The following is a 25658-nucleotide window of genomic DNA, read 5'->3' on the forward strand; positions in this document are numbered from 1 at the left end:
TCCGGGGTTCAGGGGGTCGGGCAGCCTGCGGGAGTCGCCTGGGAAGCGTCGCGGATCAGGGCCTGCTGGGCCGTGCGCACACGCTGGACGTCCGGCTTGAGCACCTTGCGGTCGTACGTCAGCAGGCCGTTGAGCTCGCCCTCGACGTCGGAGATCTGGGTGTAGACCGCGCCGTTGCTCCCCTTGCAGACCAGGGCGTGCACTTCGGCGAGTTTGGCCAGGTAGTCGTCGGTGTAGGCGGCCGGGTCGACGTCGACGTACGACTGCTGCACGGACCAGGCATGGCCCGGCACCGCGAGGCCGAGGCCGCCGTACTCGCCGCTGACCAGGGCGCGCCGGCCGTCGGGGTGGGGTGGCAGGGCGGGGCTGGGGTAGCCGTGCTCGTCCATGATGTCGCCGGTGCCGCCATCAGCCCCGAGGTTGAGCCCGGACATGGAGTTGACCAGCCGGGTCGGGTCCCAGGCCTTCGCCTGGTCGGCGATGCGGGCCTCGTCGTACTGGCCCCAGCCCTCGTTGAAGGTGACCCACATGACGAGCGACGGGCTGCTGATGTGCTCGTCGATCATCTGCTGCATCTCGCGCTCGTACTCGGCGCGGGCCTCGGCAGACGGGTTCACCCCGGCGGTCATCGCGGGCATGTCCTGCCACACCAGGAGGCCGAGCCGGTCGGCCCAGTAGAACCAGCGGTCGGGCTCGACCTTGATGTGCCCCCGCACGGCGTTGAAACCGAGCTGCTTGTGGACCTTCAGGTCGTATGCGAGCGCCTCGTCGGTGGGGGCCGTGTACAGGCCGTCGGGCCAGAAGCCCTGGTCGAGGGTGGCCATCATGAAGACGGGTTTGCCGTTGAGGAGGGTGCGCGGGACGCCGTTCACCTTCTCGACGGCGATGGAGCGCATCCCGACGTAGCTGCCGACGCGGTCGGCGCCGACGGTGACCTTCAGGTCGTAGAGGAACGGGTCGTCGGGCGACCACAGGTGCGGGTCGTGGAGGGTGAGGGTGAGCGGGGCTCCGGTGCGGCCGCGGGCCGTGGCGATCTTGCGCCGGCCGTCGTACGCGGTCGCCGTGATCGGGACGCCGGAGCGAACTCCCTTCGCTTCGATGGTGAGTTGGCCCTTGGCCACGTTGGGGGTCAGCTTGAGGGAGTCGACGTGATCGGTCGCCACCGGCTCCATCCACACCGTCTGCCAGATGCCCGAGGTGGGGGTGTACCAGATGCCGCCGGGGTCCAGGCGCTGCTTGCCCAGCGGCGGGTTCTCGCCGGTGGCCGCGTCGGTGGGGTCGTAGACGCCGACGATCAGTTCCTGGGTGCGGCCGGGCTTCAGCGCGTCGGTGATGTCGGCGCTGAACTTGTCGTATCCGCCCTGGTGTTGGGCCACCTTGGTGCCGTTGACATACACCTCGGCCCGCCAGTCGACGGCGCCGAAGTTGAGCCGCAGCCGTTTGCCGGAGCCGATCTTCCAGTCGGCGGGGACGGTGAAGGTGCGGCGGTACCACATGCGGTCCTCGTGCCGTTCGAGGCCGGAGAGCTGGGACTCCACGGGGTACGGGACGAGGATGCGCTCGGCGAGTGTCCTGCCGACGGGCGGCTTCTCCCCGGCCGTGGCGGCGGCGAACTGCCAGCGGCCGTTGAGACTGCGCCAGGCGGGGCGGGTCAGCTGCGGGCGCGGGTATTCGGGCAGGGCGCTGTCCGGGCCCACCTGGTCGGCCCACTGCGTGCGCAGCTCGTACGTGGAGTGGTTGGGGCCGCTGCTCCAGAACTCCTTGACAACGTTGCCGTCGGCCGTGGTGAGGCCGCCGTTTCCGTCGTAGCGGACGTCGGCGGTGCCGCGTGCGGTGCCGGTCTTGTTGCCGACGACGGGTTCCTTGAGGGCGAGGAGCAGCGCCTTCGGGTCGGCGGGGTCGAGCCGGGCGGCTTCCAGGGGCCACTTGGCGCCGCCGATCACCGCTTCGAGGTGGCCGGTCAGGCCGGCCGGGGGTGCGGCGAGGCCCTGGGGGAAGTCCAGCTTGAGGGTGCGTCCTGTGCCGGTGACCGTGGCGGCGACGGCGCCGTCGTAGGCCCATCCGTCGGGGAGGCGGAACGCCGACTGCGGGACGGCCTCCTTGCTGCCGCCGGGCTCGGTCCAGCGCAGGTGGAGGTTGGAGCCGCCGTAGTGCTCGAAGTACTCGACCTTGATGTCATAGGCGGTGCCGGCGGTCAACTCGACGGGTTCACCCGTCTGTTCGCGGTCCCAGTCGTCCACCCAGTGGTCGATGACGAGCTTTCCGTCGATCCACAGCCGGAAGCCGTTGTCGCCGGTGATCGAGAAGGTGTGGGGGCCGGTCCTCTCCGGGACGAGCTTTCCGGTCCAGCGGACGCTGACGTCGTCCGACTGGCCGGTGGTGAAGGCGAGGCGCGGTTCGAGGTCGTCGAAGTCGAGGTCCGGGTCGAATCCGGTGACCTTGAGGCGGTCGAAGTCGAAGGCGCCGGGGGCGGACTGGGTGTAGTACTCGCCCTTCAGTCCGTGGAGCTCCACGGGGTCGTCGCCGGCGGCGTTCGCGGTGGGGGCGGCGGTGGCCAGTCCGGCCGCGCCGAGGGCCGCTGCGAGCAGGAGGGCGAGTCGGTCTCTGAGGCGTCTGATGCGCACGGAACCCCCATAACAACGTTGTCATGGACAGCAGTTGGCATGACAACACGGATTCCGTCTTGCGTCCAGGGACATGACAAGCCGAGGGCGGAGCGACAAGTGGCCCCCTCGTCCGCACCGGCGAAGAATGAGGATGTCACTCGGCAGAAAGGGGTGAGGAGATGTCGAAGGTATCCAGAGAGACGGCCAGCCAGGGCGGCGACTTCGGGATCGTTCTCGATCGCTCCGAGGAGCTGGACGACTACACGGTGGATTTCGTCACCTTCCGCGAGAACATCGATCACACACCGCTGCTCAAGGGACTGCCCGACGACCGGTGCCAGTGCCCCCACTGGGGTTATGTCTTCAAGGGCCAGCTGACCTTCCACTACGCGGACCACGACGAGGTCTACGAGGAGGGCGACGCCTACTACACGCCGCCCGGTCACGTCCCCGTGCGCACCGCGCCCGGCACCGAGGCCGTGCAGTTCAGCCCGACCCGGGAGGTGCGACCCACCAGCGAGGCCATCATGAAGAACCTCAAGGCGATGCGTGAGGCCGCCGGCTGACCCGCCCGGTGCCTACGTGACCAGCTGTCCCTTCCCGAGCGCGATCACTCCGCCCTTGGAGACGGTGTACAGCTCCGCGTCCCGCTCCGGGTTGACGCCGATCGTCGCGCCCGGCGGTACCTCGACGTTCTTGTCCAGCACCGCCCCGCGCACGACCGCGCCCCGCCCGATGTGGACGTTGTCGTGCAGCACCGAGCCCTGGACGACAGCGCCCGGGTCGACCCTGACGCCGGGCGACAGGATGGAGCGGGTGACCTGGCCCCGGATGAGGCAGCCCGCGCTGATGATGGACTCGCTGGCCATGCCGCCCGCGTTGAAACGGGCCGGTGAGAGCTGGTTGGAGTGGGTGTAGATCGGCCACTGCCGGTTGTACAGGTTGAAGGCGGGCCGCTCGGCGATCAGGTCCATGTGGGCGTCGTAGTACGCGTCCAGGGTGCCGACGTCGCGCCAGTATCCGCGGTCCCGGTTGGTCTCGCCGGGGACGTGGTTGGCGCTGAAGTCGTACAGCTGGGCCTCGCCGCGGTCGGTGAGCTGGGGCAGGATCGAGCCGCCCATGTCGTGCACGGAGTTCTCGTCGTCGGCGTCCCGCTGCAGCGCCTCGATCAGCACCTTGGTGGTGAAGATGTAGTTGCCCATGGAGGCGAAGATCGTCTCCGGGTCGTCCGCGAGGCCGGGCGGGTCGGCGGGCTTCTCCAGGAAGCGCTCGACCGTCAGGCCGTCCGAGCCCGGGGTGATCACACCGAACTGCGAGGACTCGGCGCGCGGCACCCGGATGCCCGCGACGGTGACGCCCGCGCCGCTCTCGATGTGCTGGGCCAGCATCTGCCGTGGGTCCATGCGGTAGACGTGGTCGGCGCCGAAGACCACCACGTACTCGGGCCCCTCGTCGTGCACCAGGTTCAGCGACTGCAGCAGCGCGTCGGCGCTGCCCAGGTACCAGCGCGGGCCGAGCCGCTGCTGGGCGGGGACCGGGGTGACGTAGTTGCCGAGCAGGCTCGACATCCGCCAGGTGGTGGTGATGTGCCGGTCCAAAGAGTGCGACTTGTACTGCGTCAGCACGCAGATGCGCAGGATGTCGCCGTTGACGAGGTTGGACAGGACGAAGTCGACGAGGCGGTAGGTGCCGCCGAAGGTGACCGCTGGTTTGGCGCGGTCCGCTGTCAGGGGCATGAGGCGTTTGCCTTCTCCGCCCGCCAGTACGATCCCGAGCACCGAAGGTCCGCCACGACGCATGGCCGCTCCCCTCACCGTGGTTGATCCATGCCTGCCCCTGAGCAGCGCCCAGTAAGCCTGTTCGAGGGACGCTGTCGTTCTATTCCTGTTTGAGGGTCTCCTCGTAAAGACGGACCGTACGGCGGGCGACGGCGTCCCAGCCGAACTCCCCCACCGCGCGCTCCCGCCCGGCCTCGCCCATCCGCCGGGCGGCCTCCGGGTCGCCGATCACCTGGTCCAGCGCCCGCGCGAGGCCCGCCTCGAAGTCCTCGTCCACGTCGACGAGCAGGCCCGTCTTGCCGTCGTCCACCACCTCGGGGATGCCGCCGACCCGGGAGGCCACCACGGGTGTCCCGCAGGCCATCGCCTCCAGGTTGACAATGCCGAGGGGTTCGTACACCGAAGGGCAGACGAAGGCGGCGGCGTGGGTGAGAAGCTGGATCACCTCGGGACGCGGCAGCATCTGCGGGATCCAGTGCACGTGCTCGCGGACGCGGCTGAGCTCCTGGTAGAGGTCGCGGAACTCCCGGTCGATCTCCGGAGTGTCGGGCGCCCCGGCACACAGCACGACCTGCACGCCCGGGTCGATGTCCCGCACCGCGCGCAGCAGATGGGGCACGCCCTTCTGGCGGGTGATGCGGCCGACGAACAGGAGGTAGGGGCGGCCGGTGTCCAGGCCGATGCGGTCGAGCACGTCGGTGTTGTGGTCGGGCCGGTACAGCGTGGTGTCGATGCCGTTGTGCACGACCTGGACCTTGGCCGCGTCCAGCGTCGGATAGCAGGTGAGGATGTCCTCGCGCATGGCCCCGGAGACGGCGATCACGGCGTCGGCGCTTTCGATCGCGGTGCGCTCGGCCCAGCTGGAGAGGGCGTACCCGCCACCGAGTTGCTCGGCCTTCCAGGGGCGCAGTGGCTCCAGCGAGTGCGCGGTCATCACATGCGGTATGCCGTACAGCATCTTGGCGAGGTGGCCGCCGAGGTTGGCGTACCAGGTGTGGGAGTGCACCAGCTCGCGGCCTTCGAGTCCGGCGGCCATCGCGAGGTCCACGGAGAAGGTGCGCAGCGCGTCGTTGGCGGTGTCCAGGGCGGCCCAGGAGCGGTGGCGCACCACGCCCACCCCGCGGCCCTCGCCCCAGCAGTGCACCTCGAGGTCGACCAGGGAGCTCAACTCCCGGGCGAGGAACTCGACATGGACGCCGGCGCCGCCGTACACATCCGGCGGGTACTCCCGGGTCAGCAGTCCGACTCGCACCCGCAACCCCCAGCTCTCGGCGACCGGTTCCCTCATGGTCACCCAGATGCGCCGCGCGCGGAAGAGCGCGGCGGTCGTGTGAAGCAACAGTCACCACACACGCCCCCGCCGGGCACACGGTAGTAGAGGCAGCAGCTGCGCCGCCGGAAGGCGGTGCCGGTGAGGGTGCCGGTGCCCGACAGCAGGGGGTGGGCGAGGAGTTCCGCGGCGAGGGTGCGGGTGCGGGCGGCGGTCTCGGTACGGCCGTGCAGGCGCGCCCACTGGTCCAGTTGCCGGGCGGCTCCCGCCAGCGCTGAGGCCGCGTTGCCCCACAGCAGGCCGGGGGCGATCCGGTGGTGCGCCCGCAGGGCCGTCGCCAGCGGGGCGAGGTGGCCGTGCAGGACGACGTCCGCGACCGTCGCGGGCTCCGCGGGCAGTGGGCGGACCCGCGTCAGCCACAGGTCCTCGGGGGCGGAGGCGTCGGGGTCCCAGTGCAGCAGCCCGGGATCCAGATCGGGCACGCGGCCGTACATCGCCGCACAGCCGAGCGTCACCGACCAGAGCCGGGCCGCCAGCCCCTGCTGGGCCACCGAGGCCGCGATCCGCAACTCGGGGGCACGCAGGACATGGGCGACCTTTTCGACCCGGAAAGTAATAGCATTTCCGTATACAGCGGAAGACCGGTTCTCGTACGCGTGGGCGAGCGTCGGCAGTGGTGTGTGTGGCGCTCCGCCCGTCCGCAGTACGAAAAAGCCGCCGAGCGGTCCGAGGGCGGCAAGATCCTGATCGAGGTCCACGAAGAGCAGTAGTACCAAGGTCCCTAGGGGTTCCCACTGGGGGGTGTCCACCCCGTGTCGCCCACCCTGGGGATGACCGCGCCCGATTCGTACTCCATCGGCAGTAGGACCCATTGCCTGCTCTGGGACGACGACGGGAACAGATCGACAAGGCATCGTGTTCGCTATGAAGGCCGACCGTTCGCCGCGCAGGGCTCAGCGCCCCCGCCACACGCAGAGGAGCAACTCATGAGTGCCCTCGCGTTGTCCGTTCTCCTCTCGCTCGTCTCCGCCGTCGCCTACGCCGGCGGGGCGATCGTGCAGGAGTACGTGGCGGTGTCCGCGCCCGTTCAGGAGTACGCGCCGCTGCGCCGGCCGACCTGGTGGGCCGCGGTGGCGCTCAACGGCCTCGGCGGACTGCTGCACGTGGTGGCGCTGGCCTACGGCCCGCTGAGCCTGGTGCAGCCCCTGGGCGCGCTGACCATCGTCTTCGCGCTGCCGATGGCGGCCCTGTTCGTGGGCCGCAGGGCCGGTGCGACCGCCTGGCGGGGCGCGATCATGGCGACCGTGGGCCTCGCCGGTCTGCTGGCCCTGGTCGGTTCCTCCGACGCGCAGTCCCTGGACACGGCCCAGCGGATCGCCGTCGCCGTGGTCTCCGGCAGCGTCGTCGTGGCCCTGATGATCGCGGGCCGGGCCGCCCACCGGCACCCGGCGGTGCGCAGCATGCTGCTCGCGACCGCCTCCGGCATCGCCTTCGGCATGTCCTCGGTGTTCACGAAGACCGTCGCGGTCGACTGGACCGCCGGCGTCTCCGCGGCCGACATCCCCTCGCTGGCCGTGATCGGCGTCTTCGCCACGGCCGGCATGCTGCTCTCCCAGGCCTCCTACCGGGGCGCCGGACTCGCGGCGCCGCTGGCCACGCTGACCGTCGTGAACCCGGTGGTGGCGGCCGCGGTCGGTATCACGATGTTCGGCGAAACCTTCCGCTACGGCAGCACGGGCACCGCGCTCGCCCTGAGTTGCGGCGTGGTCGCGGCCGGTGGCCTGATCCTGCTGACGACGGAGCGTCTCGCGCGCGCCACCGCCGAGAGCGCGCCGCAGCCGGCCCAGACCGTCACCGAGCCGGTCCCCGTCACGGAATCCCTCGAGGAGTCCGTGTCCATCGAGGAGACCGTCGAGGACCTGCTCGCCGCCATCCCCGAGCAGCCGGTGGCGGCACTGCGCGAGGAGGTCCTCGTCCCCGCCCAGGTCGGCCCCACCGTCCTCGCGGTGGCCTACGACGAGGACGACGAACGGCCCCCGGACCCCGCCCGCTACCGCTTCTACGGCCCCTTCTACGGCGGCTCGTACGTCCCCTCGCCGGACGTAGACCGGCACCGGGTACGCGTCAAATCCTGACGCCACCGGCCCTGAGATACGCGAGAGGGTCGATGTCGGTACCGAATCCGGGCCCCGTCCGCACCTCGAAGTGCAGATGCGGGCCCGTTGCGTTGCCCGTCGACCCGGAACGCCCGATGCGCTGCCCGCCACCCACGCTCTGTCCCGCCCTCACGGAGATCGCCGAGAGATGGCCGTACTGGCTGTAGCGGCCGTCGGCGTGCCGGATCACCACCTGGTAGCCGTAGGAGCCGCCCCAGCCGGCGGAGACGACCCGGCCCGCGGCGACCGCCTTCACGGTCGTGCCGGTGGGCACGGGGAAGTCGACACCGGTGTGGTAGCCCTTCGACCAGGAGGACCCCGCCACGTGGTACGGGGTGCCTATCGGGCCGCTCACCGGAGCGACGAGGGAGTGGTGGGTGGTGGCCTTCTCCTCGGTGGCCTCTTTGGTGGCCGAGGAGGCCTTCTCCGCCGAGGGCTTGGAGCCGGCGTGATGCGTGGCGGGGGCCTTCGCCCGCAGGTTCAGCCGCTGCCCCGGAAGGATCAGGTCGGGGTCGTCACCGATGGTCCTCCGGTTCGCGGAGTACAGCCGCTGCCAGCCGCCCCGGACGTGCTCGGTCTCGGCGATCCGGGAGAGGGAGTCACCACGCACCACGGTGTACATCTCGGCCGTACCGGCCCGGGACTGGGGCGTGGCCTGCGGCTTCACGTCCTCGACGGAGGTCCTCACGCGGGTCTTCTCGGCGGCGGAGGCCGGGTGGACGTCCGGGCTGCCACCGCCCCGGGTCAGCCCCGCCCTCTGCGAACACACCGGCCAGGCACGCGGCCCCTGCCCCTCCAGGACCTTCTCCGCCACGGCTATCTGCTGGTCCTTGGTGGCCAGATCGGCGCGCCGCGCGTACTTCGCGCCGCCGTAGGACTCCCAGGTGGACTGTGTGAACTGCAGCCCGCCGTAGAAGCCGTTGCCGGTGTTGATGCTCCAGTTGTTCGTCGACTCGCAGGCGGCCACCTTGTTCCAGGTGGACACGTCGGCCGCGTGGGCGGTGCCGGTGCCGATCAGCGGGATCGCCATGCCGGCGCCGCCGACCGTGACGGTGAGTGAGGCGCGGTTGATCCTGTTCGGCTGATACCGGCGGTGCCGGCCGCGTACGGCCATGAAGATCCCCCTCGACATATGCCAGAAGGGCCAAAAGTAAGCGCCCCGAACAGGCCATGACAAGACGGCAATCGGCCGCCCTGTCCCTCAAACAACCGGTGATGCACGCCAGTTGCAGAACGGCTGAGGCGGCTGGGGCCCGTCGTGCGTATCTGCCTGCGAAAGTCGTCGACCCCGGACATGCGCTCGGCGTACCGGCAAGTCAGGATGGTCGATGGGGCGATACTGACCTGCACGAGCGGCACCACCGATAACCGGATCCTTTAGGAGCCAACCGAATGAGCAACTCAGCCCAGATCGGCGTCACGGGACTCGCGGTCATGGGCCGCAATCTCGCCCGTAACTTCGCGCGCAACGGCTACACGGTGGCCTTGCACAACCGCACAGTGGCGCGTACGAACGCCCTGGTCGAGGAGTTCGGGCACGAGGGCGACTTCATCGCGGCGGAGACCGCCAAGGAGTTCGTGGCGGCGCTGGAGCGGCCGCGGCGCCTGGTCATCATGGTCAAGGCGGGCGACCCGACCGACGCGGTGATCCAGGAGTTCGCCCCGCTCCTGGAGCCCGGCGACATGATCATCGACGGTGGCAACGCGCACTTCGCGGACACCCGCCGCCGCGAGCGCGAACTGCGCGAGCAGGGCATCCACTTCGTCGGCATGGGCGTCTCCGGCGGCGAGGAGGGCGCGCTCAACGGGCCGAGCATCATGCCGGGCGGCCCGAAGGAGTCGTACGACTCGCTCGGCCCGATGCTGGAGAAGATCTCCGCGAAGGCGAAGGACGGCGCGCCCTGCGTGACCCACGTCGGCCCCGACGGCGCCGGGCACTTCGTGAAGATGGTCCACAACGGCATCGAGTACGCCGACATGCAGCTGATCGGCGAGGCGTACCAGCTGCTGCGCGATGTGGCCGGATACTCCCCCGCGCAGATCGCGGACATCTTCCGCACCTGGAACACGGGCCGTTTGGACTCCTACCTGATCGAGATCACCGCCGAGGTGCTGTCGCACGTGGACGCGGCGACCGGCAAGCCGTTCGTGGACGTGGTGGTGGACCAGGCCGAGCAGAAGGGCACCGGCCGCTGGACCGTCCAGATCGCCCTCGACCTGGGCGTTCCGGTCTCGGGCATCGCGGAGGCGGTCTTCGCCCGCTCCCTGTCGGGTCACGCGGCGCTGCGCGAGGCCTCGCGCGGGCTGGCAGGACCGAAGGCCTCCCCGCTGTCCGAGTCGGAGGCGGGGGCGTTCGCGGACCGCGTGGAGCAGGCCCTCTACGCCTCGAAGATCGTGTCGTACACGCAGGGCTTCCACGAGATCGCGGCCGCCCGCGAGGAGTACGACTGGGACATCGACCTGGGCGCGGTCTCCGCGATCTGGCGCGGCGGCTGCATCATCCGCGCGGCCTTCCTGGACCGCATCCGCTCCGCGTACGACACCCGGGCCGACCTGCCGAGCCTGCTCTCCGACGAGACGTTCGCCCAGGAGATCGCGGACGCCCAGGACGACTGGCGCGAGGTCATCATCGCCGCCACCCGCCAGGGCGTCCCGACCCCCGGCTTCGCCGCGGCGCTCGCCTACTACGACGCCCTGCGCGCGGAGCGGCTGCCGGCCGCGCTGACCCAGGGCCAGCGTGACTTCTTCGGCGCGCACACCTACCGGCGCACGGACCGGGACGGCTCGTTCCACACGCTGTGGGGCGGGGACCGGTCGGAGGTCGACGCGTAACAGGCAGCGGTGCGTGGCGGCGGGCGGCCCGAGCGGCTGCCCGCCGCCTTTGTCTGCCCCGCCTCGCGACCGCTGCGGTCGAGGCCCTGCCGACGGAGGTGTCCGAGGCAGTACTGCCGCTTCAGCCGCCGGACGGCCCGCGCGGCCACTCGCCGTCACTTTCTGCCGCCCGCCGGCCGCCGGGGCCGCGACCCTGCCGACCGAGGTATCCGAGGCAGTACTGCCGCTTCAGCCGCCGGGCGGCCCGCGCGACCGCTCGCGTCACTTTCTGCCGCCCGCCGGCCGCCGGGGCCGCGACCCTGCCGACCGAGATGTCCGAGGCGGTGAGGCCGCTTCAGCCGTCCGTCCGTCGAGCGGCTCAGGTCAGCGGAGGCCCCGGCTCCGGGTTCGGCACCGGTTCCGGTCCCGGCGGGATCGGCGACGGGGATGGCGGTGTCGGGTCCGGGGGTGAGGGCGGTGTGGGTTCCGGGCCCGGAGGTGCGGGCGGGGTGGGTTCCGGGCCGGGTGGTGCCGGTGGTGTCGGCTCAGGGCCGGGCGGTGGCTGCGGGTCGGGGACCGGCGACGGGTACGGGTCCGGGGGCTGGGGGCCCGGGCCGGGCGCGGGGCCCGGTGGTACGGGGTCGGGGTGTGGATCGGTCATGGTGTCCTCCGGCCAGTCGGTCGAGGTCGGCTCTGGACTACTGCCCCGCGTACCCGACGGCCGCCTTCGCACTCACCCGCCCGCAGGACGGCATGCCGCCCAGGTGGGCCTACCAGGCGCGCACAGCCTCCGCGGCCGCCGCGAGGCCCGGACGCGGGCTGGACAGTACCGGGACCGCGGTGGTCGTCAACTGCTGGGCCGGGGCCATCGAGCCCTGGGCGAGGACGATCGCGTCGGCGCCGGTGACCGCGCCGGCCGCGGCCGCGACGAGACGCGCGCAGCCCTCGCCGTCGCCTGCCGCGAAGCGGTCCCAGGCGCCCTCGACGAGCCGTGGCCGCACCTCGACGGGGTGTCCGGCGCGACGCGCCTCGTCCTCGATCAGGGCCACCGTCGGCCCCAAGGTGCTCTCCACGCTGGCGAGCACGACGATCCGCGAACCGGCGGCCACCGCGGCGGCCGCCATCGGACGGTCGCTGCGCAGCACCGGCACGCCGGCCCCGGCGGCGGCCGCTTCCGCGACGCCGCCGATGGTCGAGCAGGTGCACAGTACGGCCCGCGCGCCCTCGCCGACCGCCTTGTCCAGCACGGCCCGCACCTCGTCCGCCACGGCCTCGGGTCCCTCGCGGCGGGCCCGGGCCAGCAGCTCCTCGTCGACGAAGTGCCGCAGTTCCAGGCCCTGGTGGTGCTCGTCGCGCAGGGCCTCGAAGACGGGGATGTGCGCGGGCGAGGTGTGCAGAAGGGCGAGCATGCGGGCGGCGGGCCTTTGTGAGAAAGGGGGCGGGGCTCAGAAGCGACCGGGGTGCGCCACCAGCCACTCCTTCGCCGCCCGCAGCAGCTCCGGGTCGGCGGCGGGTGCCTCGTCAGGGTGGCGTTCGGCCCACTTGGTGACGTACGGGCACAGCGGGGCGACGACGACGCCCTCGCGCCCGGCGATGGCGTACAGCTCGCGCGCAAGAGAACCGGCGATGCCCTTCCCCTCGTGGGCCGGTTCCACGATCGTGTGGACGGGGACCAGGGCACGCGCGGGCGATTCGAGGACGAAGTACTCGATGTGGCCGACGACTTCGCCGTCCGTACCGTCCCCGATGGCCTCCAGGCGGCCCGCCGCCCGGTCGTCGCGGATCTCGATGTCGCTCATGGGCACGCTCCTGGTTCGAGGGGTCCGAGTGTGGCTCAGGCCGGTACGGCCTGCGGGCTGCGCTCCTGGTCCGAGCCCGGTACCGGCTCGGACGGGTCGGCGCCCAGGGCCACGATGCGGTTGTCGCGGTCCACGTGCACGACGCGGGGTTCGAGCGCCCGCGCCTCTGCGTCGGTCACCTGAGCGTAGCTGATGATGATCACCAGGTCGCCGGGATGGACGAGATGGGCGGCGGCCCCGTTGATCCCGATCACACCGGAGCCGCGCTCACCCTCGATGACGTACGTCTCCAGCCGGGCACCGTTGGTGATGTCGACGATGTGCACGAACTCGCCGGGCAGCAAGTCGGCGGCGTCGAGGAGATCGGCGTCGATGGTCACCGATCCCACGTAGTGCAGGTCGGCCTGGGTGACGGTGGCGCGGTGGATCTTGGACTTGAACATGGTGCGCAGCATTCGGAACTCCCTGAACTCGGCTCCCTGCCCGCTTCTCGCAGGTCAAGGGCTGTTCTTCAGCCTACAGCGGCTCTCCCTCGGGTCAGCCGCGACGGCGAGCGTGACCAGCGTAGGGACAGGGGCGTCGGCGTGCAGCGAGATCCCGGTCACGTCGGATAGCGCCTCATCGGGACGCCGTCAGCGTCCTCGGGGGCGGCGGGAGATCACCTGGGGAAGTTTTCCCGCCTCCCAGTAGCCGTCGAGGAGCTTGAGCAGGCGCTCGGGATCGCGGAAGACCTCTCCGATCCGGTCACCGTATTCCGCGAGGAGCGGGTCGCCCTCGACCATCTTGCGGCCGGCGCCCGTGAAGGACGACGAGTAGGCGTGACAGTCGCCGCACCACAGGTAGTTGATCCACGCGGGTTCGGTCCGGCCGTATTTCGTGTGGCGGTAGATGCGCATGGTGACACGGCCGCAGATCGGGCAGGTTCGTTCGGTCACGGGTAGGTGCAGTTGGGCGCCGAGCGCTTCAAGGTGCTGCTGGTCGTAGAAGCGAGGCATGATTTTCCGCACCTCTCTGGGCGGCGGCGGTGTCCTGCTGAAGTCCGTCACTTCTCCTCGGGCCAGCGCCTTCGGACTTCGGACCGGATGGCGTCGATGAATTCGGTGGGCGGTCCGTAGAGATGGTCGACGATGTAGTGGATGATCAGGTTCGGGGCGACGTAGAGCACGCCGTCGTCCGAGACCGCCCTGATCTCCGCATGGCCGAGCCGGTAGGTGATCCCCGCCCGCTCCGAGGTAGCCGTGTGCTCGGTGTACTCCCCGCAGAGCGTGCACGAGTGCCAGCCCCTGCTCCGGTGCTGCCGCAGCGAACCGAGATCGATGATGTTCGCGAGATCCACCTCGGAGACCTCGTCGACGGGATAGCCGTAGTCCTCCTCGAGCCAGCCGATGGTGAGGCCTTCGGGTTTTTCGTATTCGATGAGGTCGTAGAGCGAGAAATCCGCGTAGTAGGTCATGTCGCTTCTCGGGTTGGACCGGACGGTCAGGTCACCTCACTGGAGATCCCTCCCTCTCGGAGCAGTTGAGAGAGTAGTTGCGTCTCCACGTACGTACCCTCGTACCCGCACTGCTTGAGCTTGTGTGCTGACGCCTGCACCTCCCGAATGGAGAGATCAAACGCGCTTCGAAAAGCCTTGAGGATCGCCCCGGGACGGTTTGCGCCGTCGACCAGCCTCAGACAGCGCGGACCGTGCTGCGCCAAAATCGTGCCGCGCACCTCATCGGGAGCTGCACCCCAGGCGCCATGATGCGAAATCCCACAGGCATCACAAGCCCACTCGATCTCCCATCGGAGCCGACCATTCCTGGTCAGCTGCACAGCCCACCCCGTACAGGGATCGCCGCACTCTTGGCATGGACCCGAGAGCTTGGCAGCTTGTTCACTCATTCAACCGGCCTCTGATGGTTAGCGATGATGTTCGCGAGGTCTTGAGACCTCGCCGACGGGATAGTCGTGGACATCCTCCAGCCAACCGATGGTGAGAGCCGTCCCAAAAGCTCAGGCGCGTGGAGGTGCCCGCCATCTCCGCGGGACGGCAGAGGATCACCGAGAACTTCCTCTCATCATTCCGTCAGCCTTTCGCTGTGCCTGGAGAACTCCTCGGCAACGACGTGCCGTGTCGCCGGCGACAGGCGAGAATAGACGACCGTGTCAACCCCTCCGGCCGCAATCCAGAACTGGGACAGGGAAACGCCGAGTTCGTATTCTGCTGTTTCGCGTATTTCTTCGTCGTTCACCGAGTCGGCGACAGTTCTGTAGGCTCGTTCGTCGCTTCCCCATCTAGGCAATTCGAAAAGCGCGTTGACTCGCCAGCCTGCATCCCCTGCCGGATCCGACAGTATGGACACCAGGGTTTCAGCCCGTGAATCCCAGTCCAGAGGTTCGTCGGCGGACGCCAGGGATTTCAGGAAATCCGAGGGCGGCGAATATCCGTGACGCTTCACATAATGAAGGACGAGTAGCGGCGCGGAGAACACTGCCGAATTCACGGTGGAGTACAGGTGAATTTCCCCGTTCCCGCCGCGCCCGCCCTCGCCATCACAGAACTCGCAGTCATGCGTTCCAAGTGTCAGGCTTCGCGGCTTTCTCGATTCCGCCACCAATCGACCGACCAGTCGGCCAGACACGGGAGTACCGTCGACCGGCACCCCGCAGGAGGCTCCGAGCCATCCGACATTGAGGATTTCGAACGGGGAGTAGCCGTCACTATAGACAGACATGTCCTCGTAATCAGCCATTCCCGGCTCCAGGTCGTCGGCACGAGACGGGTTGCGTTGGATCGAGGCTCATTCCTTACCCGCTCTTCGAGTTCAGGGTGGGCTGCTTCATGGGTCTGCCCTGGATATGCCAGTGCCACGGATGATGAACGAGCACCTTATACGGACAAGTCGCACCATTTCAGTTCTATTTGATGTCCTTTCCCGGACCCAGGAAGCGCCGGAGCAGACGCTGCGCCGGTTCATGGCAATAATCTTCCGACATCTGCAAGGGCGTTTCGCCATCCGCTGCCGGCAAACTGGGGTCGGCACCATAAGCAAGCAGAATCGCAGTGGCGGTCGCGTTCAGAGGGTAGCCGGTCTGCACGTGGCCATCACCTTCGAGATCAATGGCATGAGTGAGCAAGGTGTGACCAAAGCACATCTCGTTCGGGTCGACTCCGGAATCCAGCAGCATCGCAAGCGCTTCATAATCGCTACCCTCGACTGCTTTATGTGCAGGCACTCGTCGCCAATCGGACAAGCATCCGCCGGGATTTCGCCGCTCACATCAATTCCCCTTGCGCTCGGATGCGGTGAAGGACCACGAGTACGTGCGGCAGTTGGCGCCACCACATGCAGTTGATCCATGAAGGCAGGTGCAGTTGGGCGCCTAGCGCCTCACGGTGCTGCTGACTGTAGAGGTGGGATATGCAATTCCGGGTCGGCGGGCGGTCCGTAGAGGTGGTCGACGATGTAGTGGATGATCAGGTTCGGGGCGACGTACAGCACACCGTCGTCCGAGACCGCCCTGATCTCCGCATGGCCGAGCCGGTAGGTGATCCCCGCCCGCTCCGAGGTAGCCGTGTGCTCGGTGTACTCCCCGCACAGCGTGCACGAGTGCCAGCCCCTGCTCCGGTGCTGCCGCAGCGAACCGAGATCGACGTTGTTCGCCAGGTCCTGCGGATGGCCAACGGTCTTGAACTTCCGATCCAGCCGACGAGGACGCCATCAGCTTCCGCGGGGGCGGCGGGAGACCACTTGGGGAAGTTTGCCCGCCTTCCAGTATCCGTCGAGGACCTTGAGCAGGCGCTCGGGGTCGGCGAAGAGCTCGCCGACCCGGTCACCGTATTCCGCGAGGAGCGGGTCGCTCTCGACCATCTTGCGGCCGGCACCGTGGAAGGACGACGAGTAGGCGTGGCAGTCGCCGCACCACAGGTAGTTGATCCATGACGGTTCGCTTCGACCGTACATCGTGTAGTGGTAGACGCGCATGGCCATATGGCCGCAGATCGGGCAGGTTCGTTCGGCCAGAGGCAGGTGCAGTTGGGCACCGAGGGCCTCGCGGTGCTGCTGGTCGTAGGGGCGGGTCATGAAGTTCTGGACCTCTCTCAAGGGTGGAGGTGTCCTGCTGAAGTCCGTCACTTCCCCTCGGGCCAGCGCCTTCGGACTTCGGACCGGACGGCGTCGATGAATTCGGTGGGCGGTCCGTAGAGATGGTCGACGATGTAGTGGATGATCAGGTTCGGGGCGACGTACAGCACACCGTCGTCCGAGACCGCCCTGATCTCCGCATGGCCGAGCCGGTAGGTGATCCCCGCCCGCTCCGAGGTAGCCGTGTGCTCGGTGTACTCCCCGCACAGCGTGCACGAGTGCCAGCCCCTGCTCCGGTGCTGCCGCAGCGAACCGAGATCGATGATGTTCGCGAGATCCACCTCGGAGACCTCGTCGACGGGATAGTCATAGCCCTCCTCCAGCCAGCCGATGGTGAGGCCCGCGTGCTTCGCGTGGCAGTCGTAGTCGTAGAGCAAGAAATCCGCGTAGTAGGTCATGTCGATTCTCGGGTTGTGCCGAATGGTCAGGTCAGTGCCGGATTTCACGGCACATCGCCACCTCAGTCCTCGTCTCCGACGATGGAGCACCCCTTGGCCGTCATGCGGCCTCGCAAATCCTAGATCCTTCGCCGGGAAGGCCTGTTGCCGGCGCAGGCATCGGCGGCTTCGTTTCGAGCGACGTACGGATCCAGGCCGAAGGCCGCATGCACGGCCACTCCCAGATTCCTCTCCGAGAGCACATCGGAAAGGATCACCAGAAGTGGGTAGTAGTCAACGTCGTCCACGCCACCGGGAAAGGCCTCGACGAGTTCTCGCACGACATCCGCCAACTCGGGGCTGTTCTCCAATACCGCTTCCCCTTCCAGGATTGCTCGTCGGGATGTCATTTTCCGCGGGTCGGCGGGAGATCACCTGGGGGAGCTTGCCCGCCTTCCAGTAGGCGTCGGGGATCTTGAACAGACGCTCGGGATCGCGGAAGACCTCGGCGATGGGGTCGCCGTCCTGCTCAAAGAGGGGGTCGCTTTCGAGCATCTTGCGGCCGCCCGTGAAGGACGACGAGTAGGCGTGACAGTTGCCGCACCACAGGTAGTTGATCCACGCGGGTTCGGTCCGGCCGTATGTCGTGTGGCGGTAGAAGCGCATGCTCGTGTGGCCACAGAGCGGACAGGTTAGTTCGGTGACGTGCAGGTGCCGTTGGGCACGAGCGTTTCAAGGTGCTGCTGTTCGTACGGGCGAGGCATGAAGTTCCCGGGACCTCTCTGAAGGCTGGCGGTGTCCGGCTGAAGTCCGTGAAATTCTCCTCGGGTACGTGGCAGTCTAGGTCGTAGAGCGAAAGGTCCGCGCAGTACGTCCTTTCGATTCCCGGGTGAGACCGGAGATCAGTCACGTCTTAAATGAGGTGCCCACGCATCGAACCGACTGCAGCGGCAATTTCTGCTGCAGTCGGCTGGTGAACCGGTCCATCAGTGGACGTACGGCCGCTGCGGGATATGCTCCTGCAGCGGCCGCCCCTACGTCGTCGAAACCGGAAGACGCAGCCTCACTCGCAACGCACGAAATCGGGTACGCCCTCAAGTGCGTCAGCGTCGCCGAACCAGCGGATTTCGGCTCCTTCATTCGCCCGGACTCGGGACACCGAAATGCCATGCAGACAGACGCTGCACCACATCAGCAGGTAACCGATGCGGGTCTCACGATCCACGATGTAGCGAGCATGCAGATCAGCGTGACCGCAACGTGGGCAGGACGGTTGCCCCTGCCGTTCGCCGGTCATGGCGGGCAGCAGTGCCAGCCACGCCGCTCGGGCACCCATCAGCCCCGCCTCCCGTTGTAGTAGTTCCAGAACTGATCTTCTATAGCGTACGCGGCTCGTTCCCAGGCATGCTCTTGCTCCAGCGACGTGGCGGGCCCGTAAAGGTCGATCTGCATGACGTGCATTCGTTCGTGCCCAATGGTCTTGACCAGGTTCTCCATCGATGAGAAGGCGTCCGGATAGAGCGTGATGGTCCGATCCGGCGCGGTGTGGCCGTAGAACTGCCGCCCGATGAGGTCCGCATCGCGGTTGATCCTCACCTTCACGCCGTCCAAGCCGACACCGCTGGCGCGGGCGACCTGCCGCACCACTCGCTTCTGCATGGGGACCGGAAGTCCCTCGAACGGCCCGGTGTTCGAGCTCTTCCGAGCTAGGCCAGAGCCGGCACCGCTCCCAGACGCCGGGCTGCCCTTGCTTGGTCCGGCCTTGGCCGAACTCGGCGATCCACTCGGCTCCTTGTCGTTCGCGGCCGCCTTCCCACTGCCCCCCGGTTCCTTGCCGCCCTTGCCGGTGCCCGCCTTCGGCGTCGACGGAGCATCGTCGCCCTTGGGCGTGGTGGGCGCCGGGTCGGCCGGGGTGGTGGTGGGCAGGTCGCCGGAGAGCAGTCTCTTGATTGCTCCGACGAGGTCCTCGCCCTCCGACATCGCGGCCTTGACGGCCTTGACGGCCTTGATTCCGCCGCTGGCCGCCTTGTAGACGCCGTAGCCGTCGGCGGCGAAGGAGCCGACCACGCCGGTCCACTGGCCGGCGACGTACGAGGTCGAGCCGGTGTCGACGCCGAAGAGGTTGCCCAGCGGGTGGTCGTCGACGTAACCGGTGTGGCCGAGCTGGAACGGGGTCTCGTTCGAGTAGCCCGTCCAGCCGTTGAACCACGGGTTGTCGCCGTTGACGACGCTCGCGAACCCGTTCCAGCCGTCCGAGAGTGTGTTGACGCTCCACTGCCACGGGTCGCCGACGACGCTGTCGCCCACGCCGCAGAAGAAGCTGCCGACCGCGCCGCCCCAGTCCGAGTACCAGGCCAAGCCGTTGGGGTCGCTTCCGGAGACAGGGTTGCCGGCCGCGTAGCCGTAGCCGCCCATCTGGTTCGGGTCGCCGCTCTCGAAGACCGGGTCGACCGACAGGAAGCGGCCGGTGACCGGGTCGTAGTTCCGTGCTCCGAGGAGGTTCAGACCGGAGGTGGTGTCGGCCGGCTTGCCCAAGTATCCGTGGTTGTCCGCCCATCCGGTCGGCGCCGGCCCGCGCGGGTTGCCGTACGGGTCGAAGGCACGCCGTGTGATGGCCAGTGAGCTGCCGTCCACCTGGAGTTGGGCCGTGCCCTGCGGAGTGGTCGGCTGGTAGCTGATGCCGCCCTTGCTGGAGCGGACCGTCACCGTGCCGTCGGGGGCGCAGTAGTAGCGCAGTCCGGTGACGGCCTTGGTGGCGGTGTCGAGGGTGAGCTGCTCGTTGCCTCCGAAGAGGTAGAGCGTGTTGTTACCCGGCCCGCGTTGGATCAGCAACTGGCCGTCGGCGTCGTAGAGGTAGCCGGTCTTCTTGCCGTCGGTGGTCGTCGCGGAGGTGAGGCCCTCCTCGTTGTACTCGATCCCCTGAGTGCCCGTCCGGGCTCCGGTGGTGGTCCTGGTCTTCGTGTTGCCCGCGTCGTCGTACTCGGGGGTCAGCACGGACGTGCCAGTGGTGGGGTTGCGGGTGGTGACGGTGGACACCGCGTTGGGCTGCTTGGCGGGGGCCGTGCCGGCGCCCGGGTAGGCGAACGTCTGGGTGGTGTCCTTGGCCGCGTTGCCGGTCACGTCGTGCGTGACCTGCTGGGTGCGGTCACCGAGCTGGTTGAACTGCCAGTCCGTCCAGTACGGTGCCGGTCCGCCGACGGTCGCCGGGCTGGGGCGTGAGGTGGTGCACCGGGCGAGCTGGCCAGCGGTGGCCGTGGTCAGTCCCTTGGTGTCCGTCCAGGCGGTGGTCAGCCGGTCCTGCGCGTCGTAGGCGAAGCACTGGGTGTCGGCCGTACGGTCCGTGCCGCCGGTGGAGCGGACGTCGGAGACCGCGGTGATGTTGCCGGCCTGGTCGTAGCCGTAGCTGGTGTCCGAGATCGGGTTGGCCGTGTTCGTCTGGAGGGTGACCCGGTTGGTGGCCGGCCGGCCCGTCGCCTGGTCGTAGGTCTGCGCGGTGCGCAGCTGCTTGGAGGGAGTTCCGACGGTGGTCTGGAGGACCTCCCCGAGCGGGCTGTAGTTGACCGTGGCGACGTACGGACGGCTGGGCGTGCCCATGCTGACCAGGCCGCCCTGGAGGTTGTAGCCGTAGCCGAGGGTCTCGGCCGGCAGACCACCGTCGGCGCCGTACGTGGTCGCCGCCAGCAGACCGACGTTCTCGGTGTAAGAGGCTTTGGCGGTGTACGTGCCCGCCAGCGCGCCTTCGCTGTCCGGGATGACCGTGGAGGTGCTGGTCGGCCGTCCCACTGAGTTGTACGCGTCGATCTTCTGGACGTAGGCGCTGCCGTTCTTGCCGCCGACGTAGCGGGTGGACGCGACGGGCCGGCCCTTGCCGAGTTCGTCGTAGGTCCACTCCGCCAGAAGTTTGGACGGGTCCGTCGTGCCGTCGCCCGAGTACTCGGCTTTGCGGCGACCCAGCAGGTCGTAGGTGAAGGACAGGGTCTGCTTGCGGGCGTCGGTGGTGCGGTCGACTCTGCCCAGGTCGTCGTAGTGGGAGGTGGAGGTGCCGGAGTCGGGGTCGGTCTGGGAGACCACTCGGCCCTGCAGGTCGTAGTCGTAGGACCAGGTGTTGCCCACCGAGTCCTTGACCGTGTCGACCTGTCCGCCGGGCGTGTAGGTGAAGTGCGTGGTGATGTCGGCCGTCGCCGCCTTGCCGGCGGTCCCGGCGGACCAGAGCACGGCGTTGGACGCGTCGTACACCGCGACGTTGTCGTCGGACTGCACCTTGAGGTAGCCGCCGGTGTGACCGGAGGTACCGCTGGACCACAGAGTGGTCTTCCCGGTGGCGTCCAGGACGACGAAGTTGCCGTCGGCCTGCATGACCGCGTAGGCGCCCGGCTTTCCGGCCGTCTTGGACGACCACAACACCTTGTCGCCCACGAGCGAGGTCAGGACCAGATTGCCGTCGGCCTGCATGGCCAGCCGGACGCCGGCGGAGACCAGCGAGGTACCCGAGGCCAGCGTGGCGCCGCCGGTGAGCTTGCGGTCAGGCGTGGTGTCGCGCACCACCGCGGACGTGGTGCGGCCGAGGGCGTCGGTGTAGGTCGTGGTGACCTTGCCGCCCTTCGGCGGGGTGGTGTCGACCCGGTCGACGCCCTGGTAGTCCGTAGCGGACGTGAACAGAGTGCTGGCGAACGACACCGTCGAGGTGGTGACCGGCCTGCCCTGCCCGTCGTACGACGTCCGCGTCACCGACGGGCCCGTGCGGTTGGTCTCCGCCCACATGGTGCTGCCTGGCACGTGATCCGCGTCGGAGTACGCCGCGATGTTCGAGACAGTCCACCCGTGCGAGTCGTAGTACGTCGAGGAGACCAGCCGGCCGGCCGAGTTGTCCGCGGGGGTCGACTGCGTCTGGCGGGGCTGCAGCGTGCCGTCGTAGATGGTGACGGAGGTGCTGTAGGAGCCGTCCTCACGCAGGCTCTTGGTGGTGACCGACGACGGGGTGGGGTTGTCGCCCGCGCCGTGGACGTCGTAGCTGTAGACCCGGTGCGGGCTCTGGTCGCTCTTGTCGCGCCCTGGGCCCCAGACCTTCTCCCGCCGCCCGAGCGCGTCATAAGTCGCGTCGGTGACCTGCTTGTTGGCGTCCACCGCGTGGGTGACCGAGCCGCGGCCCGGTGAGACCGTGCTGGTGGCCGTCCACTTCAGCGGGTTCGTCGTGGACAGGGTGGTGGGCAGGATGCCCGAACTGGGCTGGTACGACGAGGTCGTGGTGTTGCCCGCCGCGTCCGTGTTCGCGACGACCCGGCCGTACTTGTCGTACGACATGCCGCCGAGCGTCTGGTACTTGGGGTCACCGCTCACGTCGTAGGAGGTGACCGACTGGGTGGCGGTCACCAGGCCGAGCGAGTCGCCGTTCTCGCCGAGCTTGCCCAGGGAGCCGATCTTGTCGACCGAGCCGTCCCCGTCGTAGTAGATGCGCTTGTCGGAGAGTGTGGTGTCCTTGCCGGGGGCGGTGCCGCAGGGGCCGGCGACGCTGACGGTCTCCTTGGGGTAGACCAGCATCATCGGGTTGTCGGTGGGCGCGTCGGCGTAGGTCGTGGTGGTGCAGGTCTCCTGCTTGGGCTTGGAGACGTCGCCCTCGTCGTCGACCTTCCAGGTGCGGCCCTTGTCGTCGAAGGTGGTGCTGGAGCGGGTGGTGCGCCAGGTGCCATCGGAGAGCAGCCCCATCGTGCGGGACGAGGTCCCCGTGATCTGACGTGCCGTCATGTCCGGCAGCGTGGAGAGCTTGTCGGGCTTGGGGTCCTCGGACGTCCACGCCGTGCGGTCCCGGGAGGCGGTGACCTTGGAGGTGGGCGGGTCGGTGAGGGTACGGCCCACGACGGTGCCACCGGCCTTGGTGTAGCTCAGGGCCTGGTAGGGGGTGCCGGCCAGCCAGGGGCTGTCGGTGATCTCCTCGTTCAGGGCGTTCTTGACCTTGACGCTGCGCTTGGAGCCGTCAGCCTTGTAGTCGCCGTCCATGCCCTGGAGGTAGGAGACGGTGTTCTGGGTGACGGGGTCCGGCGCCGCGCCGGTGGTGGTGGTGACGGTGCGGAAGCCCCGGAAGTCGTTCCAGGTGCGGTGCTTGTCGTCGGTCAGGTCGGAGTCGTCGCGGTGCCAGGCCGCGCCGTCGCTGTAGGTGTAATTGGTGACCTTGGCGGGCGAACCGGCCTTGGTGCGGTCGCTGTCGGTGACCTGCGCGACGAGCGTCTTGTGGAACCAGTCCTTGATGGGCTCCACGCCGCCGGGTGTGTTCCACCACACCGGATAACAGGCCATGGTGTTGCTGTCGGCCGAGTCCGGCATGTGATTCTTCTCCCGCGAACACTCCGGCGGGCGGTAGGTGACCGCGACCGACTCACCGGTCTCGGTCTGCACGCTGGAAATCCGCGGGTGGAACAGCGGCGGGGCGGCCGGGGTCAGGCCGTCCACGCGGTTGTCCATCTCGATCCCGGCGAAGGTCACCGGGTCGAGGGTGATCGGCTTGTCGCCGCCGGCCGAGGTGTCCTGGCCGGTGTGGACGATGGAGGACAGCCACATCACCGACTGCAGTGAGCCGGTGCTCCTGGGGTCCTGGGTGTTGCCGGTGACCGGGTCGTAGGTGCCGCCCGCGTCCGAGAAGACTTGCTTGAGTTCGTAGCTGTCGACGTCCTGCCAGCCGGAGGCCGTGCGTACCGAGGTGTCGACGCCCTTGAGCCGGTACGTCGTCCAGAAGGTCGGTCCGCTGGTCAGGCAGACGCCGTCGGTGTCGTCGTCCTTGGGCTTGTTCTTCCAGTCGGACTCGCAGTGCAGGTCGTAGGGGGTGTCCGGCCAGTCCTTCGCGGTCTTGGAGGAGAGGTTGTCCGCCTTGCAGACCGTGTCGGAGGTGGTGCAGCGCTGTGCGGTGCGGAAGACGACCTTGGCGGCAGGCTCGCGTCCCGCCCGCGCGTCGGCCAGCTGGTAGCCGTAGGAGATGCGGGTGAGGTGGCCGCCGCGGACGTACTTGGTGATCTTGCCGCCCTTGTCGTCCTTGGCGACCTGGCCGTAGCCCATGTTGTAGTAGTTGGACTCGGTCGCCCAGTCGTAGCGCTGGACGTTGCCGTGCGGGTCGACGACGAAGTCGAGGTTGAAGCGGTAGCCGACCGGCTTGTCGCACTGGGAGTCGTCGCCCTTGTCCTTGTCGTGGCAGGGGTCGCCCGACTTGGGGTGGTAGACGGGCACGCCCCAGGCGCTGTCGGTGGCGTCGTCGTCGGTGGTGCCGGGGGCGTGGTTCAGGCCGAGGTAGTAGGCGGTGCCGTCGGTCGTGGTGACCTTGAAGTACTCGCCGTCCCACAGGCCGTTGGACGCTCCGGTGAGCCGCTGGATCCTGGTGCCGTCGTCGGCCTGGAGATGGTACTCGCCGTCGGAGTCACGGACCAACTGGCCGTTGTGGGTGCCGAGTTGGATGGTGGCGTTCCAGCCGCCCCAGCACTCGTCGCCGGAGTCCTCGATGCCCTGGTCCTTGCAGCTCTTGTAGGAGCGCTCGATGAACCCGGGGCTGTAGGACCAGCCGTCGCCGACCCAGGAGGACTGGGAGTTGCGGGCCGAGGTCTCGCCGTCGACGGACTGGGAGTCGTAGGACAGGCCGACGTTGGGTGCCTCACCGCCGAGGGACGGGGGCACCGTGATCGGGTAGTTGTAGGTGAAGGCGCCCGAGGCCGAGGAGGACCAGGCGCCCGAGGCGGACAGCGAGGTGGCGCCGAAGTCGCCCTGCGAGCCCTTGCTGCCGGCCACCGCCGCGACCGCCATGCCGGAGGAGGCCAGAGCGGTACGGCCGGAGGGAGCGGCGAGCGCCCCGGTCGGCTTGGCGGCTGCGGCCGGCACGGCGATGGTGCCGGTGACCTTGTGGGCCTGCGGGTCGTTGACCGACTCCAGAGGCGTGCGGTTACGGCAGGCTGCGAGCTGAGGTGTCGTCAGGGCGCAGGCGGGCATGGCCACCAGGTGCAGCCGGGAGGCCCAGCCGCCGCCGTACGCCTGCTCGACGGCGGCGTAGTCCACCGAGACGGAGACGCCGCCTGCGCCGGTGCGGTGGTCGGTGCGCGCGAGGCCGACCAGCAGGCCGTCGACGCCGGCCTGTTTCGCCTGCGAGCGGTCGGCGAGTCGTACCCGTACCGACCGCGCCGGCTCGACCGGCGTGCCGTGGCCGACGAGCGCGCGGGCGCCCGGGCCGATCGCCGACGGTGCGGCGGGCGACAGTGACACGGGCAGCGAGGCGGCCTTCACCTTGCCGGGCGCCGCGGCCGCTGCCCGGCCGCGCACCTGGCGCGCCGTGCCGAGGTCGACGGTCGCGGCGCCGCCCGCGGGCCACTTCGGTGCCTTCACCTGGTGCCCGGCCAGCTTGCGGGCGCCGGGCGGCGGGGTGGGCTCCTTGGCGCCGGGGCCGTCCGCGGGGTGCCCCGGGACCTTCGGCTGCTCGGGCAGCGGATCGGCTGCCCAGACCTCGTCCTTGTACTGGTAGCCGCCGACCACGACGTCGGCGACGGCCGGCTGAACGGCCAGTGAGAAAGCGGCGGTCGTCGCGGCCCAGACGGTCACCCGCCGCAACCACGCCCGTCTCCGGGCACGTTGAATTCCGCGCGGTCTTGCGCGCATGCGTGATCCCCCATGTAAAGAAAAAATCCAGGAGCCGAATTGATCAGTGGTCAGCTGACGGCTCGTCTGGTCAGACCGGAACCGTATTGCCATGTCATGTGCGCAGCAATAC

21 protein-coding genes are annotated in these 25658 nt (G+C 68.9%); 3 read left to right on the top strand and 18 right to left on the bottom strand.

Annotated elements, in window-relative coordinates:
* Positions 1-8: 8 nt before the first annotated feature.
* Positions 9-2624 carry a PA14 domain-containing protein gene (locus ABT254_RS07745; RefSeq protein WP_351465066.1) on the bottom strand — a complete coding sequence of 872 codons (2616 nt, stop codon included), beginning with the start codon at positions 2622-2624 and terminating at the stop codon, positions 9-11.
* Between the two features lie 161 nt (positions 2625-2785).
* Here ABT254_RS07745 and ABT254_RS07750 point away from each other — a divergent pair, with 161 nt between their 5' ends.
* Positions 2786-3172 (top strand): cupin domain-containing protein, encoded by a 387-nt coding sequence (locus tag ABT254_RS07750; RefSeq protein WP_351465068.1) that lies wholly within the window; start codon positions 2786-2788, stop codon positions 3170-3172.
* Between the two features lie 12 nt (positions 3173-3184).
* Here ABT254_RS07750 and glgC read toward each other — a convergent pair whose 3' ends face one another.
* The 3 genes from glgC to ABT254_RS07765 form a co-directional block, all read right to left on the bottom strand.
* A complete protein-coding gene (gene glgC, locus ABT254_RS07755) occupies positions 3185-4405 on the bottom strand; it encodes a glucose-1-phosphate adenylyltransferase (protein WP_351465071.1) in 1221 nt (406 codons plus the stop codon).
* 79 nt (positions 4406-4484) lie between these two features.
* On the bottom strand, positions 4485-5636 hold the full coding sequence (gene glgA, locus ABT254_RS07760; protein WP_351465591.1) for a glycogen synthase: 1152 nt from the start codon (positions 5634-5636) through the stop codon (positions 4485-4487).
* A gap of 38 nt (positions 5637-5674) precedes the next feature.
* Positions 5675-6412, bottom strand: a complete 738-nt coding sequence (locus tag ABT254_RS07765) for a (2Fe-2S)-binding protein (protein WP_351465074.1) — start codon at positions 6410-6412, stop codon at positions 5675-5677.
* 228 nt (positions 6413-6640) lie between these two features.
* On the opposite strand from ABT254_RS07765, the gene ABT254_RS07770 reads away from it, so the two are divergent.
* A complete protein-coding gene (locus ABT254_RS07770; protein WP_351465077.1) occupies positions 6641-7789 on the top strand; it encodes a DMT family transporter in 1149 nt (382 codons plus the stop codon).
* Here the strand turns inward: ABT254_RS07770 and ABT254_RS07775 are convergent.
* Positions 7779-8924, bottom strand: coding sequence for a transglycosylase family protein (locus ABT254_RS07775; RefSeq protein ID WP_351465080.1), 1146 nt, complete (start codon positions 8922-8924; stop codon positions 7779-7781). The two genes, ABT254_RS07770 and ABT254_RS07775, sit on opposite strands and share 11 nt — an antisense overlap.
* Positions 8925-9202: 278 nt before the next feature.
* Here ABT254_RS07775 and gnd point away from each other — a divergent pair, with 278 nt between their 5' ends.
* A complete protein-coding gene (gnd, locus tag ABT254_RS07780) occupies positions 9203-10642 on the top strand; it encodes an NADP-dependent phosphogluconate dehydrogenase (RefSeq protein WP_351465083.1) in 1440 nt (479 codons plus the stop codon).
* A gap of 749 nt (positions 10643-11391) precedes the next feature.
* Here the strand turns inward: gnd and ABT254_RS07785 are convergent.
* The 13 genes from ABT254_RS07785 to ABT254_RS07840 all read right to left on the bottom strand — a co-directional run bounded on the left by ABT254_RS07785 (position 11392) and on the right by ABT254_RS07840 (position 25489).
* Positions 11392-12030 carry an aspartate/glutamate racemase family protein gene (locus ABT254_RS07785; protein WP_351465084.1) on the bottom strand — a complete coding sequence of 213 codons (639 nt, stop codon included), beginning with the start codon at positions 12028-12030 and terminating at the stop codon, positions 11392-11394.
* 36 nt (positions 12031-12066) lie between these two features.
* Positions 12067-12420: a GNAT family N-acetyltransferase gene (locus tag ABT254_RS07790; RefSeq protein ID WP_351465087.1), complete on the bottom strand. Its 354-nt coding sequence runs from the start codon at positions 12418-12420 to the stop codon at positions 12067-12069.
* Positions 12421-12455: 35 nt separating this feature from the next.
* Positions 12456-12875: an aspartate 1-decarboxylase gene (gene panD, locus ABT254_RS07795; RefSeq protein ID WP_351465090.1), complete on the bottom strand. Its 420-nt coding sequence runs from the start codon at positions 12873-12875 to the stop codon at positions 12456-12458.
* Positions 12876-13052: 177 nt separating this feature from the next.
* Entirely contained in the window at positions 13053-13415 is a 363-nt protein-coding gene (locus tag ABT254_RS07800) for a hypothetical protein (protein WP_351465093.1), read from the bottom strand.
* Positions 13416-13462: 47 nt separating this feature from the next.
* Positions 13463-13873: a DUF7919 family protein gene (locus ABT254_RS07805; protein WP_351465096.1), complete on the bottom strand. Its 411-nt coding sequence runs from the start codon at positions 13871-13873 to the stop codon at positions 13463-13465.
* 607 nt (positions 13874-14480) lie between these two features.
* Positions 14481-15155: a DUF7919 family protein gene (locus ABT254_RS07810; protein WP_351465098.1), complete on the bottom strand. Its 675-nt coding sequence runs from the start codon at positions 15153-15155 to the stop codon at positions 14481-14483.
* Positions 15156-15321: 166 nt separating this feature from the next.
* Positions 15322-15591 carry an ankyrin repeat domain-containing protein gene (locus ABT254_RS07815; RefSeq protein WP_351465101.1) on the bottom strand — a complete coding sequence of 90 codons (270 nt, stop codon included), beginning with the start codon at positions 15589-15591 and terminating at the stop codon, positions 15322-15324.
* A gap of 203 nt (positions 15592-15794) precedes the next feature.
* Complete coding sequence (locus ABT254_RS46515) at positions 15795-16109, bottom strand: DUF7919 family protein (RefSeq protein ID WP_450753199.1); 315 nt, start codon at positions 16107-16109, stop codon at positions 15795-15797.
* Between the two features lie 15 nt (positions 16110-16124).
* Positions 16125-16508 (bottom strand): hypothetical protein, encoded by a 384-nt coding sequence (locus ABT254_RS07820; RefSeq protein ID WP_351465104.1) that lies wholly within the window; start codon positions 16506-16508, stop codon positions 16125-16127.
* A gap of 26 nt (positions 16509-16534) precedes the next feature.
* A complete protein-coding gene (locus tag ABT254_RS07825) occupies positions 16535-16993 on the bottom strand; it encodes a DUF7919 family protein (RefSeq protein ID WP_351465107.1) in 459 nt (152 codons plus the stop codon).
* Between the two features lie 225 nt (positions 16994-17218).
* On the bottom strand, positions 17219-17590 hold the full coding sequence (locus tag ABT254_RS07830) for a hypothetical protein (RefSeq protein ID WP_351465110.1): 372 nt from the start codon (positions 17588-17590) through the stop codon (positions 17219-17221).
* A gap of 397 nt (positions 17591-17987) precedes the next feature.
* Positions 17988-18260, bottom strand: a complete 273-nt coding sequence (locus tag ABT254_RS07835; RefSeq protein ID WP_351465113.1) for a hypothetical protein — start codon at positions 18258-18260, stop codon at positions 17988-17990.
* On the bottom strand, positions 18260-25489 hold the full coding sequence (locus ABT254_RS07840) for an RHS repeat-associated core domain-containing protein (RefSeq protein ID WP_351465116.1): 7230 nt from the start codon (positions 25487-25489) through the stop codon (positions 18260-18262). The genes ABT254_RS07835 and ABT254_RS07840 overlap by 1 nt, the downstream gene beginning before the upstream one ends.
* Positions 25490-25658 lie beyond the last annotated feature (169 nt).

Origin of the sequence: Streptomyces sp. NPDC001137 (assembly GCF_040298885.1) — a bacterium.
GTDB lineage: Bacteria > Actinomycetota > Actinomycetes > Streptomycetales > Streptomycetaceae > Streptomyces.

Coding starts and splice junctions, on each gene's coding strand:
- ABT254_RS07775 (WP_351465080.1), bottom strand. CDS start 8,924: ATGGCCGTACGCGGCCGGCACCGCCGGTATCAGCCGAACAGGATCAAC.
- ABT254_RS07810 (WP_351465098.1), bottom strand. CDS start 15,155: ATGGCTGATTACGAGGACATGTCTGTCTATAGTGACGGCTACTCCCCG.
- ABT254_RS07835 (WP_351465113.1), bottom strand. CDS start 18,260: ATGGGTGCCCGAGCGGCGTGGCTGGCACTGCTGCCCGCCATGACCGGC.
- ABT254_RS07750 (WP_351465068.1), top strand. CDS start 2,786: ATGTCGAAGGTATCCAGAGAGACGGCCAGCCAGGGCGGCGACTTCGGG.
- ABT254_RS07770 (WP_351465077.1), top strand. CDS start 6,641: ATGAGTGCCCTCGCGTTGTCCGTTCTCCTCTCGCTCGTCTCCGCCGTC.
- panD (WP_351465090.1), bottom strand. CDS start 12,875: ATGCTGCGCACCATGTTCAAGTCCAAGATCCACCGCGCCACCGTCACC.
- ABT254_RS07830 (WP_351465110.1), bottom strand. CDS start 17,590: ATGCGCTTCTACCGCCACACGACATACGGCCGGACCGAACCCGCGTGG.
- ABT254_RS07815 (WP_351465101.1), bottom strand. CDS start 15,591: ATGCTGCTGGATTCCGGAGTCGACCCGAACGAGATGTGCTTTGGTCAC.
- ABT254_RS07785 (WP_351465084.1), bottom strand. CDS start 12,030: ATGCTCGCCCTTCTGCACACCTCGCCCGCGCACATCCCCGTCTTCGAG.
- ABT254_RS07800 (WP_351465093.1), bottom strand. CDS start 13,415: ATGCCTCGCTTCTACGACCAGCAGCACCTTGAAGCGCTCGGCGCCCAA.
- glgC (WP_351465071.1), bottom strand. CDS start 4,405: ATGCGTCGTGGCGGACCTTCGGTGCTCGGGATCGTACTGGCGGGCGGA.
- ABT254_RS07790 (WP_351465087.1), bottom strand. CDS start 12,420: ATGAGCGACATCGAGATCCGCGACGACCGGGCGGCGGGCCGCCTGGAG.
- gnd (WP_351465083.1), top strand. CDS start 9,203: ATGAGCAACTCAGCCCAGATCGGCGTCACGGGACTCGCGGTCATGGGC.
- ABT254_RS07805 (WP_351465096.1), bottom strand. CDS start 13,873: ATGACCTACTACGCGGATTTCTCGCTCTACGACCTCATCGAATACGAA.